The organism is Azotobacter tropicalis, from assembly GCF_059739045.1.
Map to the genome: position 1 here is coordinate 3,771,752 of NZ_AP046059.1, position 15,379 is coordinate 3,787,130.

General features: G+C 63.6%; 7 protein-coding genes and 3 pseudogenes. 6 read left to right on the plus strand and 4 right to left on the minus strand.

Annotation, left to right across the window (positions count from 1 at the left end; translation table 11 throughout):
• The first annotated feature begins 16 nt into the window (after positions 1-16).
• The 6 genes from nusA to pnp all read left to right on the plus strand — a co-directional run bounded on the left by nusA (position 17) and on the right by pnp (position 8,112).
• A complete protein-coding gene (nusA, locus tag Atro_RS17835) occupies positions 17-1,498 on the plus strand; it encodes a transcription termination factor NusA (RefSeq protein WP_497924410.1) in 1,482 nt (493 codons plus the stop codon).
• Positions 1,499-1,525: 27 nt separating this feature from the next.
• Complete coding sequence (gene infB / locus Atro_RS17840; protein WP_497924412.1) at positions 1,526-4,039, plus strand: translation initiation factor IF-2; 2,514 nt, start codon at positions 1,526-1,528, stop codon at positions 4,037-4,039.
• A gap of 93 nt (positions 4,040-4,132) precedes the next feature.
• Positions 4,133-4,522: a 30S ribosome-binding factor RbfA gene (gene rbfA / locus Atro_RS17845; RefSeq protein WP_497924414.1), complete on the plus strand. Its 390-nt coding sequence runs from the start codon at positions 4,133-4,135 to the stop codon at positions 4,520-4,522.
• A 3-nt stretch (positions 4,523-4,525) separates the two neighbouring features.
• Complete coding sequence (gene truB / locus Atro_RS17850; protein ID WP_497924416.1) at positions 4,526-5,443, plus strand: tRNA pseudouridine(55) synthase TruB; 918 nt, start codon at positions 4,526-4,528, stop codon at positions 5,441-5,443.
• Between the two features lie 127 nt (positions 5,444-5,570).
• Positions 5,571-5,840 (plus strand): 30S ribosomal protein S15, encoded by a 270-nt coding sequence (gene rpsO, locus Atro_RS17855; protein ID WP_497924418.1) that lies wholly within the window; start codon positions 5,571-5,573, stop codon positions 5,838-5,840.
• Between the two features lie 163 nt (positions 5,841-6,003).
• Positions 6,004-8,112 (plus strand): polyribonucleotide nucleotidyltransferase, encoded by a 2,109-nt coding sequence (gene pnp / locus Atro_RS17860; protein ID WP_497924420.1) that lies wholly within the window; start codon positions 6,004-6,006, stop codon positions 8,110-8,112.
• 75 nt (positions 8,113-8,187) lie between these two features.
• Here the strand turns inward: pnp and Atro_RS17865 are convergent.
• From Atro_RS17865 to pgi, 4 genes and pseudogenes are all read right to left on the minus strand, one after another.
• Positions 8,188-8,489: pseudogene (locus Atro_RS17865) on the minus strand (DUF2845 domain-containing protein).
• A gap of 8 nt (positions 8,490-8,497) precedes the next feature.
• Positions 8,498-11,453, minus strand: a pseudogene (locus tag Atro_RS17870) (DUF748 domain-containing protein).
• Positions 11,454-11,573: 120 nt separating this feature from the next.
• Positions 11,574-13,512 (minus strand): annotated as a pseudogene (gene acs / locus Atro_RS17875) (acetate--CoA ligase).
• Positions 13,513-13,639: 127 nt separating this feature from the next.
• A complete protein-coding gene (gene pgi / locus Atro_RS17880; RefSeq protein ID WP_497924422.1) occupies positions 13,640-15,304 on the minus strand; it encodes a glucose-6-phosphate isomerase in 1,665 nt (554 codons plus the stop codon).
• Positions 15,305-15,379 lie beyond the last annotated feature (75 nt).

Here is a 15,379-nt window from a genome sequence, read left to right on the forward strand (position 1 = left end):
GAAAGGCGAGCGTACGATGAGCAAAGAAGTACTGCTGGTAGTTGAGTCGGTATCCAACGAAAAAGGCGTTCCGGCTGGTGTGATTTTCGAGGCCTTGGAACTGGCGTTGGCCACTGCCACCAAGAAGCGCTATGAGGACGAAGTTGATCTGCGTGTGCAGATCAATCGCCAGAGTGGTGCGTACGACACCTTTCGTCGCTGGACTGTCGTCGAGGATGAGCTGCTGGAAAATCCAGCCGCTGAATTGACGCTCGACGAGGCCCGTGAGCGCAAGCCCGATGCAAAGCTGGGGGATGTGCTTGAGGAAAAAATAGAGTCGATTGAGTTCGGTCGCATCGCTGCGCAGACTGCCAAACAGGTGATCGTGCAGAAGGTGCGGGAGGCCGAGCGAGCCCAAGTTGTAGATGCCTACCGCGAGCGTGTGGGTGAAATCATTTCTGGTAGCGTGAAGAAGGTCACTCGCGACAATGTCATCATTGATCTTGGCAATAACGCCGAGGCGCTGCTGGCTAGGGAAGACATCATTCCGCGGGAGACCTTTCGGGTTGGTGCGCGGGTGCGTGCATTGTTGAAAGAAATTCGTCCAGAGAACCGGGGCCCACAGCTGATTCTTTCGCGTACTGCGCCGGGCATGTTGATTGAACTGTTCCGCATCGAAGTGCCGGAAATTGCCGAAGGATTGATCGAGGTGAAAGGGGCTTCCCGTGATCCGGGGTCACGCGCCAAGATTGCCGTTCGTTCCAAGGATAAGCGTATCGACCCTCAAGGCGCCTGCATTGGTATGCGCGGCTCGCGCGTGCAAGCCGTTTCCGGCGAGCTGGGAGGAGAACGTGTCGACATCGTGCTATGGGATGACAACCCAGCACAGTTTGTGATTAACGCAATGGCTCCCGCCGAAGTGGCGGCAATCATTGTCGATGAGGACGCTCATGCAATGGATGTCGCCGTGGCCGATGACAATCTGGCCCAGGCTATCGGCCGCGGCGGGCAGAACGTGCGACTGGCCAGCCAACTGACTGGCTGGACCCTGAACGTGATGACCGAGGCCGACATCCAGGCTAAGCAGCAGGCCGAGACCGGTGGCATCTTGCGTTCCTTCGTCGAGGAGCTTGAGGTTGATGAGGAACTGGCGCAGGTGCTGGTGGAGGAGGGATTCACCAGTCTGGAAGAGATTGCCTATGTGCCGATGGAGGAGATGCTCGCCATCGATGGCTTCGATGAGGAAATCGTCAACGAATTGCGCGCACGCGCCAAGGACCGTCTGCTGACTAAGGCCATTGCTACTGAAGAAAAGCTAGCGGAAGCCCATCCGGCCGAAGACCTGCTCTCGCTCGAGGGCATGGACAAGGAGCTGGCGGTTGAGCTGGCGATGCGCGGAGTGATTACCCGCGAAGACCTGGCCGAGCAGTCGATCGACGACCTGCTCGACATCGACGGCATGGATGAAGAGCGTGCCGGCAAGCTGATCATGGCCGCCCGAGCCCACTGGTTCGAGTAAGCATTCGCGGCCTGAGGAGAGAGATGCATGACGCAAGTCACGGTGAAAGAACTGGCCCTGGTGGTCGATACACCGGTCGAGCGCCTGCTGCAGCAGATGCGTGAGGCAGGGCTGTCGCATACCAGCGCCGAGCAGGTAGTGACCGATAATGAAAAGCAGGCCCTATTGGCTCACCTCAAGAGCAGCCACGGTGTGAAGCTGGAGGAGCCGCGAAAGATTACCTTGCAACGCAAGACCACGACTACCTTGAGGGTCGCCGGTAGCAAGACTATCAGCGTCGAGGTGCGTAAGAAAAAGACTTATGTCAAGCGCAGCCCTGACGAGCTCGAGGCCGAGAAGCAGCGCGAGCTTGAGGAGCAGCGGGCTGCCGAGGAGGCTGCCGCCGTACGCCAGAAGGCAGAGGAAGAGGCCAAACGCCGTGCTGCCGAGCAGGAGGCGCTGCGCCAGGCGGAGCAGGCTGCTGCCGCTGCTGTCGCGAAGGAGCGGGAGCCGGTACTTAGCGTCGCTGTTGAGTCTGTGTCTACGCCTCCGACTGCCGGCGAAGAGCGTAAGCGCGAAGAGCTGCGTCGAGTCGAGAAGGAGAAGGTGCGCAATGTCGACGATGAGCGGCGTGAGCGCAAGAATGCCCAGCATCGCCCCTCCATCAAGGACAAGGCTCCGGTTGCCCGTGCAGCAGTGCGCAATGTCGACGAAGAAGGCGAAGGTTTTGGCCGTCGCGGTGGTCGTGGTGGCAAATCCAAGCTCAAGAAGCGCAATCAGCATGGCTTCCAGAGCCCGACCGGTCCTGTCGTGCGCGAGGTGACCATCGGCGAAACCATCACGGTCGCTGAGCTGGCCCAACAGATGTCGGTCAAGGCGGCCGAGGTCATCAAGTTTATGTTCAAGATGGGCACGCCGGTGACCATCAACCAGGTGCTCGACCAAGAAACCGCACAACTGGTAGCCGAGGAGTTGGGGCACAAGGTCAAGCTGGTCAGCGAGAACGCGCTGGAAGAGCAGTTGGCCGAGTCCCTCAAGTTCGAGGGTGAGGCCGTGTCGCGCGCGCCAGTGGTCACCGTCATGGGCCACGTCGATCACGGTAAGACCTCGTTGCTCGACTACATTCGTCGCACCAAGGTGGCGACTGGCGAGGCGGGTGGCATTACCCAGCACATCGGCGCCTATCATGTGGAAACTGATCGCGGCATGGTAACTTTCCTCGATACTCCCGGCCATGCTGCCTTCACCGCGATGCGTGCCCGGGGCGCCAAAGCCACCGACATCGTCATTTTGGTGGTGGCGGCCGACGATGGCGTGATGCCGCAGACCGAGGAGGCCATCCAGCATGCCAAGGCGGCCGGCGTGCCGATCGTCGTGGCGGTCAACAAGATCGATAAGCCGACAGCCGATCTGGACCGGATCAAGAACGATTTGGCCGCACGCGACGTGATCCCGGAAGAGTGGGGTGGCACCACCCAGTTCGTCCCGGTTTCGGCAAAGGTCGGTACTGGTATCGACGAGCTGCTGGAGGCGGTGCTGCTGCAGGCCGAGGTGCTTGAGCTGACTGCTACGCCGAGCGCCCCAGGGCGCGGCGTCGTGATCGAGTCGCGTCTGGACAAGGGGCGTGGCCCGGTGGCGACCGTACTGATCCAGAACGGTACCCTGCGCCAGGGCGACGTCGTCTTGGCCGGCGTCAACTTCGGTCGTGTGCGGGCAATGCTGGACGAGAACGGCCAACCCCTCAAGGAGGCCGGCCCGTCGATTCCGGTGGAGATTCTCGGTCTGGACTCCACGCCCGATGCAGGCGACGAGCTGACCGTGGTCGCCGACGAGAAGAAGGCGCGCGAAGTGGCGCTGTTCCGTCAGGGCAAGTTCCGCGAGGTCAAGCTGGCTCGTCAGCATTCGGCGAAGCTGGAAAACATCTTCGAGACCATGGGCCAAGACGAGAAGAAGACCCTCAACATCGTTCTCAAGTCCGATGTGCGCGGCTCCTTGGAGGCCCTGCAGGGTGCTCTGGCCGAGCTTGGCAACGAGGAGGTTCAGGTCCGTGTGGTCGGTGGCGGCGTTGGCGGCATCACCGAGAGCGATGCCAACCTGGCGCTGGCCTCCAACGCCGTGCTGTTCGGTTTCAATGTGCGCGCCGACGCCGGTGCGCGCAAGATCGTCGAGCAGGAAGGTCTGGACCTGCGCTACTACAACGTCATCTACGACATCATCGAGGACGTCAAGAAGGCGCTGTCGGGTATGCTGGGCAGCGAAGTCAGGGAAAATATCTTGGGTGTCGCCGAGGTGCGCGATGTGTTCCGCTCGCCGAAGTTCGGTGCCATCGCCGGCTGCATGGTGGTCGAGGGCAACGTGCATCGCAACCGCCCGATCCGCGTGCTGCGCGATGACGTGGTGATCTTCGAAGGTGAATTGGAGTCCCTGCGCCGCTTCAAGGACGACGTATCCGAAGTACGGGCCGGCATGGAGTGTGGCATCGGTGTGAAGAGCTACAACGACGTCAAGGTCGGCGACAAGATCGAAGTGTACGAGAAGGTCCAGGTGGCGCGCTCGCTTTGACGCGCACACAAGCACGAAGCTGGAAGCATGAAGCTGGAGGCCGGAAGGCTGCCGGCTTCGGCTTCCAGCTTTTGGCTTATAGAGAGGCGAGATATGGCCAAAGACTACAGTCGCACCCAGCGCATCGGCGATCAGATGCAGCGTGAGCTGTCCCTGCTGATCCAGCGCGAGATCAAGGATCCGCGTCTCGGGATGGTCACCGTGACGGCGGTGGAGGTGGCCCGGGACCTGTCCCATGCCAAGGTATTCATCACCGTCATGGGCAAGGAAGACAGTGCAGACGAGATCAAGCGGAACCTAGATATTCTCCAGGAGGCGGGCGGCTTTCTGCGCATGCAACTGGGCAAGGCGATGAAGCTGCGCAATGTGCCGCAGTTGCACTTCAGTTATGACGCGAGCATTCGTCGAGGCGTCGAGCTGTCCGCATTGATCGAGCGTGCCGTGGCCGAGGATCGGCTGCATGCCGGCAAGGGCGAGGAGTGAGGCATGGCCCAAGGCAAACGTATCCGCCGCAAGGTCGATGGCATCTTGATCCTCGACAAGCCGCGTGGGCTGACTTCTAACGCCGCGTTACAGAAAGTTCGCTGGTTGCTGAATGCCGAGAAGGCCGGGCATACCGGCAGCCTCGATCCTTTGGCCACCGGGGTGCTGCCGCTGTGCTTTGGCGAGGCGACCAAGTTCTCCCAATACCTACTGGATGCCGACAAAGGCTACGAAACCCTGATGCATCTCGGTGTGAGCACCACCACTGGGGATGCCGAGGGTGAGGTGCTCGAGCGGCGCGATGTGCAACTCGGGCAGGATGTGCTGGAGGCGGTGTTGGCGGACTTCCGGGGCGAGATCAGCCAGGTTCCGCCCATGTACTCGGCACTCAAGCGCGACGGGCAGCCGCTTTACAAGCTGGCCAGGGCTGGTGAGGTGGTGGAGCGCGAAGCGCGTTCTGTTACTATTACGCGTTTGGATTTGCTAGCCTTCGAGCCACCGTTCGCACGGCTGGCGGTGGCTTGCAGCAAAGGTACCTATGTCCGCTCCCTGGTCGAGGATATCGGCCAGGCGCTCGGGCTCGGAGCGCATGTCGCAGAGCTGCGTCGGACTCAGGCCGGTCCCTTCGGGCTAGTCCAGACAGTCAGTTTGGACGCTCTGGAGCAGGCCCACGCCGAAGGCGGCAATGAGGCGCTCGACCGTTTCCTGTCGCCGGCAGACAGTGGGCTGGAGCACTGGCCTGTACTGCAGCTTTCCGAGCACAGCAGCTACTACTGGCTGCACGGTCAGCCGGTGCGCGCGCCGCAGTCGCCGAAGTTCGGCATGGTACGGGTGCAGGATCACACAGGCCGCTTCATCGGTGTCGGTGAAGTGAGCGACGACGGGCGAATCGCGCCGCGTCGACTGATTCGGTCGGAATGACCGATGCGAGGGTGGCTGTCAGCAGGCACGGTCATACCTCTTTCTCAAACACGGGAAGATTTCCCGGCCTGCTGAAACCGCTCGGTGCTACGGCCCGAATGGTTTCCCGACAGAGAGGATGCCCATCATGGCACTCACCGTTGAAGAAAAAGCCCAGATCGTTAACGAGTACAAGCAAGCTGAAGGCGATACCGGTTCCCCGGAGGTGCAGGTTGCCCTGCTGACCGCCAACATCAACAAGCTGCAGGATCACTTCAAGGCCAACGGCAAGGACCACCACTCCCGTCGTGGCCTGATCCGCATGGTCAACCAGCGCCGCAAGTTGCTGGACTACCTGAAGGGTAAGGACACCACTCGTTACAGCGCCCTGATCGGTCGTCTGGGTCTGCGTCGCTAAGACGCGCGCTACGCCGAGGCTGCAAGTGGGAGGCTGGAAGCGAGACATCGGGCTTGCTTCCAGCTTCTTGCTTTCAGCCTTCGGTTTTTCAGGAGGCCTCTGCGGGTCCGACTCCCGACTTCCTGACGATTTCCCCAAGGCAACAATAGAGAAGGAAAATACCGTGAATCCGGTTATCAAGACATTCCAGTTCGGTCAGTCGACCGTCACCCTGGAGACCGGCCGCATTGCCCGCCAGGCCTCCGGCGCCGTAATGGTTACCATCGACGATGACGTGACCGTACTGGTCACCGTAGTCGGTGCCAAGCAGGCCGATCCGGGCAAGGGTTTCTTCCCGCTGTCCGTGCATTATCAAGAGAAGACCTATGCCGCCGGCCGCATCCCTGGTGGTTTCTTCAAGCGCGAAGGCCGTCCTTCGGAAAAGGAGACCCTGACTTCGCGCCTGATCGACCGGCCGATCCGTCCGCTGTTCCCGGAGGGCTTCATGAACGAGGTGCAGGTGATCTGCACCGTGCTCTCCACCAGCAAGAAGACCGATCCGGACATCGCCTCGATGATCGGCACCTCGGCTGCCCTGGCGGTTTCCGGCATCCCCTTCAACGGTCCGATCGGCGCCGCCCGTGTCGGTTACCACGAGGAAACCGGCTATCTGCTGAACCCCAATTACGAGCAGCTCAAGGCTTCCCGCCTGGACATGGTGGTGGCCGGCACCGAGTCCGCTGTGCTGATGGTCGAGTCCGAGGCCGAGGAACTGACCGAGGACCAGATGCTCGGTGCCGTGCTGTACGCCCACGAGGAGTTCCAAGCGGTCATCCAGGCCATCAAGGAGTTCGCCACCGAAGCCGGCAAGCCGGCTTGGAACTGGGCTGCGCCGGTTGCCAACACCGCACTGCTGAATGCCATCCGCGCCGAGCTCGGCGAAGCGATTTCCCAAGCCTATACCATCACCATCAAGCAGGAGCGCTACGGGCGTCTGGACGAACTGCGCGAGCAGGCCGTTGCCAAGCTGTCCGGCGAGGCCGAGGGCCAGCCGTCTGCCGGCGAGGTGAGGGATGCCTTCGGTGAAATCGAATACCGCACCGTGCGCGAGAACATCGTCAACGGCAAGCCGCGCATCGACGGTCGCGATACCCGGACCGTGCGTCCGCTGAAGATCGAAGTCGGCGTACTGCCGAAGACCCACGGCTCTGCCCTGTTCACTCGCGGCGAAACCCAGGCGTTGGTGGTGGCCACCCTGGGTACTGCCCGCGATGCCCAGGTGCTCGACACCCTGGAAGGCGAGCGCAAGGACAGTTTCATGCTGCACTACAACTTCCCGCCATTCTCGGTAGGCGAATGCGGCCGCATGGGCAGCGCCGGCCGTCGCGAGATCGGTCATGGTCGTCTGGCCCGCCGTGGCGTGCAGGCCATGCTGCCGAAAGACGATAGCTTCCCCTACACCGTGCGCGTGGTGTCGGAAATCACCGAGTCGAACGGCTCCAGCTCCATGGCGTCGGTCTGCGGTGCCTCCCTGGCGCTGATGGACGCCGGCGTGCCGATGAAGGCGCCGGTAGCCGGCATCGCCATGGGTCTGGTCAAGGAAGGCGAGAAGTTCGCCGTGCTGACCGACATCCTCGGCGATGAGGACCACCTGGGCGACATGGACTTCAAGGTGGCCGGTACTGCCAAGGGCGTCACCGCGCTGCAGATGGACATCAAGATCCAGGGCATCACCGAAGAGATCATGGAGATCGCCCTGAACCAGGCGCTGGAAGCCCGCCTGAACATCCTCGGCCAGATGGGCCAGGTGATCGCCCAGTCGCGCAGCGAGCTGTCGGCCAACGCTCCGACCATGCTGGCGATGAAGATCGATCAGGACAAGATCCGCGACGTGATCGGCAAGGGCGGTGCTACCATCCGCGCCATCTGCGAGGAAACCAAGGCCTCCATCGACATCGAGGACGACGGCTCGATCAAGATCTTCGGTGAAACCCGCGAGGCGGCGGAGGCGGCCAAGCAGCGCGTGCTGTCGATCACCGCCGAGGCCGAGATCGGCAAGATCTACGTCGGCAAGGTCGAGCGCATCGTCGACTTCGGTGCCTTCGTCAACATTCTGCCGGGCAAGGACGGCCTGGTGCACATCTCGCAGATCAGCGATCAGCGCATCGAGAAGGTCACCGACGTGCTCAAGGAAGGTCAGGAAGTGAAGGTGCTGGTGCTCGACGTGGACAACCGCGGCCGCATCAAGTTGTCGATCAAGGACGTTGCCGCTGCCGAAGCCTCGGGTGTCTGATACCGAGCTTCCGGCTGGAAAAGGAGAGGGCCCTGCGGGGCCCTCTTTCGTTTGTGCGGGGCGCCGCCAGCCGGCTCACTGGCCGCGACGGCTGTCGATCTCGATCAGCCGGTTGCCCTCGAACCGCAGGAAGTAGTACATGCCGTTGCGCGGGCCGTAGACCCATTCCTCCACCACCAGTTCGTGGCGGCTCCCCAGTAGTCGAAGCGTTCGCGATAGCCGAGCAGATCGCGGCTGGCCGGCTCGCCGCATTTGGCCAGGACTTCGCGAGCGGAGTCTCCGGTGCTGATCAGGCGGCTCTCGCAGCGCAGGCTGGCGCCCAGGAGCAGTGCCGGTGCCAAGCCGAGCAAGGCGACGAGCAGGCGGGGCAGGTTCATGGGCGTACCTATTCGCTGGCCAGCTGCAGCGGGACGCTGATGGGCTCGCCGGGCGGTGCCTGGCTGACGCCGACGTCCAGTTGGTAGATGCGTTGGTCGTCCAGACCTCCGCGCTCGACCAGATAGGTTTTGATGTTGATGGCGCGCGCCTGGGCCAACTGGCGAAGCAGCAGAGTGCTGTCCTCCCAGGAGTCCAGCACGGCTTCGCGCAGCCGCTCGGTGCGTTGCTCCTGGTCTAGCCCATGCCATGCCGCCGGTGGTTGCTGCTTAAGGCGGTTGCGGTAGATGCCCTCCAGCAAGGCGGCCTTCTCGCCGTTGGGCACCTGCAGTCCGTCGGCGCTGGCCGGCACGCGCTCGCCCCGTTGCTGCAGGAGCCGGTAGTAGAGATTCCGGTATTCGCGTTCCAGGCGCTGCTCTGCCAGCAAGGGACCGTCGCTGGCTTGGGCGCTCATGCCTTCTACTTCCAGGCGCAGCTGCGGGCGCTCCTTCAGTGCCTTGGCGAGGACGTCCAGGTTGCGCCGCGCAGTGGCATCCAGTTCACTGCTGCCCGCGCTGAACTCGACCTGGCTGAGGTCGGCCTCGCCGCCGGCAAGGCCGGTGATGAACCTGAACGGCGCCTGTGCGGCACGCACCACCAGGTTGCGCAGAGTCTGCCAGACGATGGGCATGACCCTGAATTCGGGATTGTTCAGGTCGCCCTGAACCGGCAGGTCGATGGCGATCCGCCCCTGGCTGTCCTTGAGCAGGGCCACCGCCAGGCGAATAGGCAGGTCTACCGCGTCCGGACTGTCGACCTGCTCGCCCAGTTGCAGCTGCTCCAGGACCAGGCTGTTCTCCGCATTCAACCGGCCTTGCTCGATGCGATAGTGCAGGTCCAGGTTGAGGCGGCCCTTGCGGATGCGGTAGCCGGCGAACTTGCCGGAGTAGGGGGTCAGGGTGGTCAGCTCGACGCGCCGGAAGCGGGTTGCGATGTCCAGGCTCTCGAGCGGATCGAAGGGGTTCAGGCTGCCCTTGATGCTGACCGGCGCGTAGCGGTCGACCTTGCCCTTGATGTCCACCGTGGCCGGCTTCCGCTGGCGGTTGTCCAGGCTGCCGATACGGCCGTCGAGCTGCTGAATGGCGGTGGCGAAATTGGGATTGAGGCTGAAGTCGGCAAAGTTGGCCGAGCCTTCCCGGATCTCCACCGTGCCGATGTGGATGCCCAGCGGCGGGCTGGCCGGTTGTTCCGCGGCTTTCACCGCACTCTTCTGCTCCGGCTGCCGCTGCTCGGGCTTCTGGGCTACCAGCAGTTCGCTGACGTTGGTGCTCAGGTTCTCGTTGATGAGGAAGCGGGCATAGGGCTGCTTGAGCAGAACCCGTTGAATGGTCAGTCGGTCGCCATGCCGGTAGCTGAGCTCCTCCAGATCCAACTGCTGCCACTTGACGAAGTCGCGGCTCTTGAGGGTGTCGAGGGTGTGCAGTTGTCTGACGCTGGCGCGGCCGTCGATCTGCAGAGCCAGTTTTTCGCCGCCCTTCATGTCGATCTTGAGGGCACTGTCGAGTTGCCCGCTGCGCAGTTCCAGACGAATGAAGGGGCTGATATAGGCTTGCGCCGGCCGCAGGTCCAGATCCTGGGTCGCGACCTGTAATTGCACCGCAAGAGGGGTCAGGCGTGCCTGGCCGCTGGCCTTGAGTCGCCCCTGACCGCCGATGCCGCTGTCCAGTTCGAGTTGGAGGGGTTTCCGGCCCTGGCTGTCGAAATCGCGCAGGGCCAGATCCAGCGGCCCGATCTGCAGCTCCACCTCCTCTGCCGGTACCCGGTCGCTCAGGTGCAGGCGGCTGCCGCGCAGCCGGGCGTCCGCCAGCAGGATCTGCCAGGGCTGTCCGGGCGCCTTGCCGTTGCCGGCATCCTTGGCGGGCGTTTGGGCCTTTTCCTCCCGCTTCTCGTTCTGGCTCTTCTCGCCGCTCGCTGGTCGCTCGGCAGAGCGGGGGCGAACAGCTTCTGCCAGTCCAGAGCGCCATCGGCCTCGCGCGCCGCCCAGGCTTCCAGTCCCTGGCCGAGCACCTGGCCGATCGATAGCTGACGCTTGTCGAGGTCGAGCGAGGTCTGACCGACCTCCAGACTCTGTAGGCGCACGAGGGGGCGTCCGTCCGCTGCCTTGAGGGTGAGTGGCGCCAGTTTGAGGGAAGCGTTCTGCAACTGCAGCCGGAAGCCATCGGCCAGATCCAGTCGGTAGTCGCTGCCGAAGCTGAGCGTGCCATCTTCCAGCACCAGTGGTGCGGCGTTCCGCGCATAGGGCCACCAGTGGCGCAGGCTGGCCTGCTCGATGCCCAGCCTGCCGCTCGAGCGCAGCGGCACCAGGCTGAGCTGTCCGGTCCACTCGATGCGCCCGCCGTCCGGGCCGCTGGCCTGCAGCTTCAGTTCGGCGTTGTCGTCGGGCAGGGTACCGAGTTGGCGCAGTTCGAGGTCGAGGTTGTCATAGCGGGCCTCGACCGGCTCGCTTGGGCGCTGATCTTGGAAGTGCACTTGTCCGCTGCTCAGCAGAAAACGGTCCAGGTGCAGCGGAAAGGGCCGGTGGCGGAGGCCGGCTCCTGCGTGTCAGAGGACGGGAGCTTGAACAGGCGGCTCAGGTTGAGAACGCCCTGCTTGTCGAACAGCACTTGCACGCTTGGGCGCTCCAGCTGTACTTCGACCAGATGCAGGTGGCCGGTCCACAGGCTGTCCCAGTGCAACTTGCTGTACAGGCGTTCGAAGGCCAGCTGCTCGCGTCCCGTTTCGCCGAGGCGCAGTCGGTGCAGCGTCAGTTCCAGGGTGAGGGGGTTGAACTCCAGGCGCTCGAGGCTGGCCGGCTGGGTGACGAAGCGGGGCAGTTGACGGTTGATCAGTTGCAGGCTGGCGCCGGGAAGAATGAGAAAGCCGAACAGGCTGTAGAGGGCGGGTGCGATGGCCAGGGTGGCGAGGGTGGGCTTCAGTCCTTTGGGCATGGGCGAACATCTTTCCGACAGACAGGAGTCGGAGTATGGCATGGGAAGCTTGCGCTCCGAAGTCGCCGGCCCGCCGCGACATGGGCGGGGCGAGTCATGCACCCCGCCTATGGTCCCGGCTCAAGGGCGGTTCAGGCGGCTATCGATCAGTTCCTGGAGAACCGAGGGGTCGGAGAGCGTCGAAGTGTCGCCCAGGTTGTCCAGCTCGTTGCAGGCGATCTTGCGCAGGATGCGCCGCATGATCTTGCCCGAGCGGGTCTTCGGCAGGCGCGGTGCCCATTGCAGGAAGTCCGGCTTGGCGAAGCTGCCGATCTCCCGGCTGACCTGATCGATCAGTTCCCGCTTGAGCGGGTCGCTGGACTGGCTGCCGGTCACCAGGGTGACGAAGGCGTAGACGCATTGGCCCTTGACGTCGTGGGGGCAGCCCACCACGGCGGCTTCGGCGACATTGTCATGCAGCACCAGGGCGCTTTCTACTTCGGCGGTGCCGATGCGGTGGCCCGACACGTTGATCACGTCGTCGACCCGCCCGGTGATCCAGTAGTAGCCGTCCTCGTCCAGGCGTGCGCCATCGCCGGTGAAGTAGTAGCCGGGATAGGGCTTGAAGTAGGTGTCGATCAGCCGCTGGTGATCGCCATAGATGCTGCGGATCTGGCTCGGCCAGCTGGCCTTGATCGCCAGGATGCCCGCGCCGGGCCCCGATTTCCTTGCCGTTGTCGTCGAGCAGCACCGGTTGCACGCCGAAGAACGGGCGGGTCGCCGAACCGGGCTTGAGCAGCGTGGCGCCGGGCAGGGGAGTGATCATGATGGCGCCGGTTTCGGTCTGCCACCAGGTATCGACGATCGGGCAGCGGCTCTCGCCGACCACATGGTAGTACCACTCCCAGGCCTCCGGGTTGATCGGCTCGCCCACCGAGCCGAGCAGGCGCAGGCTGGCGCGCGAGGTCTTCCTGACCGGAGCTTCGCCGTCGCGCATCAACGAGCGCAGCGCAGTAGGTGCCGTGTAGAAGATATTCACCTGATGCTTGTCGACCACCTGCCAGAAGCGCGAAGCGTCCGGATAGTTGGGCACGCCCTCGAAGATCAGCGTGGTGGCGCCGTTGGCCAGCGGGCCGTAGACGATGTAGCTGTGCCCGGTAATCCAGCCGATGTCGGCGCTGCACCAATAGATGTCGCCATCGTGGTAGTCGAACACGTACTGGTGGGTCATCGCCGCCTGCAGCAGGTAGCCGCCGGTGCTGTGCAGCACGCCCTTCGGCTTGCCGGTGCTCCCCGAGGTGTAGAGGATGAACAGTGGCGCCTCGGCGTCCATCGGCTCGGCCGGGCAGTTGGCGCTGCAGCCCGACACTGCTTCGTGGTACCAGAGATCGCGTCCTTCGCTCCAGTCGATGCCGCCACCGGTGTGGCGTACCACCACCACGCTGGAGACGTTCGGGCAGCTCTGCAGGGCCTTGTCGACATTGCGCTTGAGGGGCACGACCTTGCCGCCGCGCACGCTTTCGTCGGCGGTGATCAGCAGATGGCAATCGGCATCGAGGATGCGGTCGCGCAGCGCCTCGGGGGAGAAGCCGCCGAACACCACCGAATGGATGGCGCCGATGCGGGTGCAGGCCAGCATGGCATAGGCGGCCTCGGGAATCATCGGCATATAGATGCAGACACGGTCGCCCTTGCCGACACCACGGCTTTTCAGCAGGTTGGCCAGGCGGCAGACCTGTTCGTGCAACTGGCGGTAGGTGATCCGCGCAGAGTCGGCAGGGTTATCGCCCTCCCAGACGATCGCCACCTGATCGCCACGCCGTTCCAGATGCCGATCGATGCAGTTGTAGGAGACGTTCAGCTCGCCGCCAGCGAACCAACTGGTCTGGCCCTTGCTCATGTCGCCGCTATGGACGTTCTGCCAGGGTTTGAACCAGTCGAGGAAGATCTTGGCCTGCTCGGCCCAGAAGCGCTCCGGCTGTTCGACCGATTGTCGATACAGGCGCAGGTAGTCGTCATTGTTCAGCCAGCTGTGCCGGCGTGATGCTTCGCTGACGGGGTGGTTGGCGATCTTGAACATGGCGGCTCCTTGTTGTTGTGTGTCCGCAGGTGTCGTAAGCGTGGACCCACAGATCGCCGCGTTCAAGTCTCCCAAGGGGGCGGTAGAGGGGGGCGCAGGCCGGGTGCGGCCTGCGCCCTGGCTGGACTCAACCGCGATGGCGGCCGCGGAAGTAGGCGATCAGGCCCTGGGTCGAGGCATCCTCGGCCGGTGCCTCGTCCTGGCCGATCAAGCGCTGGTAGACACCCTTGCCGAGCTCCTTGCCGAGCTCGACGCCCCACTGATCGAAAGCGTTGATGCCCCAGACGACGCTTTGCACGAACACCTTGTGCTCGTACAGAGCGACCAGCGCGCCGAGGCGCCGCGGGCTGACGCGCTCCATCACCAGGGTGTTGCTCGGCCGGTTGCCGGGGATCACCTTGTGCGGCGCCAGGCGCTTCACTTCCGCCTCGGGCAGGCCTTTGGCGCGCAGCTCGGCCTCGGCTTCCGCACGGGTCTTGCCGCACATCAGCGCCTGGCTCTGCGACAGGCAGTTGGCGTACAGCCACTGGTGGTGGTCGGCCACCGGGTTGTGGCTGACCACCGGCACGATGAAGTCCGCCGGGATCAGCAGGGTGCCCTGGTGCAGCAGCTGGTGGTAGGCGTGCTGGCCGTTGCAGCCGACGCCGCCCCAGATCACCGGGCCGGTATCGCAGGATACCGGGCTGCCGTCCTGGCGCACGCTCTTGCCGTTGGACTCCATGTCCAGCTGCTGCAGGTGCTGGGTGATGTTCCGCAGGTAGTGGTCGTAGGGCAGGATGGCGTGGCTCTGCGCCCCCCAGAAGTTGCCATACCAGACGCCGAGCAGGGCGAGCAGCACCGGCATGTTGCTTTCGAAGGGGGTGTTCAGGAAGTGCTGATCCATGCTGTAGGCGCCGGACAGCAGGTCCTTGAAGTTGGCCATGCCGATGGCCAGGGCGATCGGCAGGCCGATGGCCGACCACAGCGAATAGCGTCCGCCCACCCAGTCCCACATCGGGAAGATGTTTTCCTCGCGGATGCCGAAGGCCACTGCCGCCGCGATGTTGCTGGAGACGGCGATGAAGTGGCGGTGCAGCTCGCTTTCCGTGCCGCCCTGGGCCAGGTACCAGGTACGCGCAGCCTGGGCGTTCTTCAGGGTTTCCAGGGTGCCGAAGGATTTGCTGGAGACGATGAACAGGGTGGTTTCGGCGCGCAAGCGGCTGGACAGCTCGTGGAATTCGCTGCCGTCGATGTTCGCCAGATAGTGGCAGCGCACGCCGCGCTGGGCGAAGGGCAGCAGGGCTTCGGAAACCAGCTGGGGGCCGAGGAAGGAGCCGCCGATGCCGATGTTCACCACGTCGGTGATGGGCTGTTCCGAATAGCCGCGCCACAGCCCGTCATGGATGCGTCCGACCAGCTCGGTCATCTGATTGAGTACCCGGTGCACCTGAGGAATCAGGTTCACGCCGTCGACCATCAAGCGGTCGCCGACCGGTCGGCGCAGTGCGGTGTGCAGCGCAGGACGGCCTTCGGAGGCGTTCACCGCCTCGCCCTCGAACAACGCATGAATGGCCCTTTCCAGGCCGGCTTCCCGTGCCAGGCGAACCAGCAGGTCGCGGGTCTCGTGGGTCATCAGGTTCTTCGAATAATCGAGGAACAGACCGCTGCTGCTCAGGGAGAATTGCTCGAAGCGCTGCGGATCACTCTGAAAGGCTTCGCGCATGTTGAAAGCTTGCATGGCCTGGCGATGCTGGCGGAGCGCCTCCCAAGAGGCCAGGGTCGTCACATCGAAGGGTTGCTGGTGGTGCGACATGGGGATTCTGCTTCCTTTGAATCGGTGCGAATAGCAAAAAGCCCGGAGCATTCCGGGCTTTTCGGAGAGACGCTT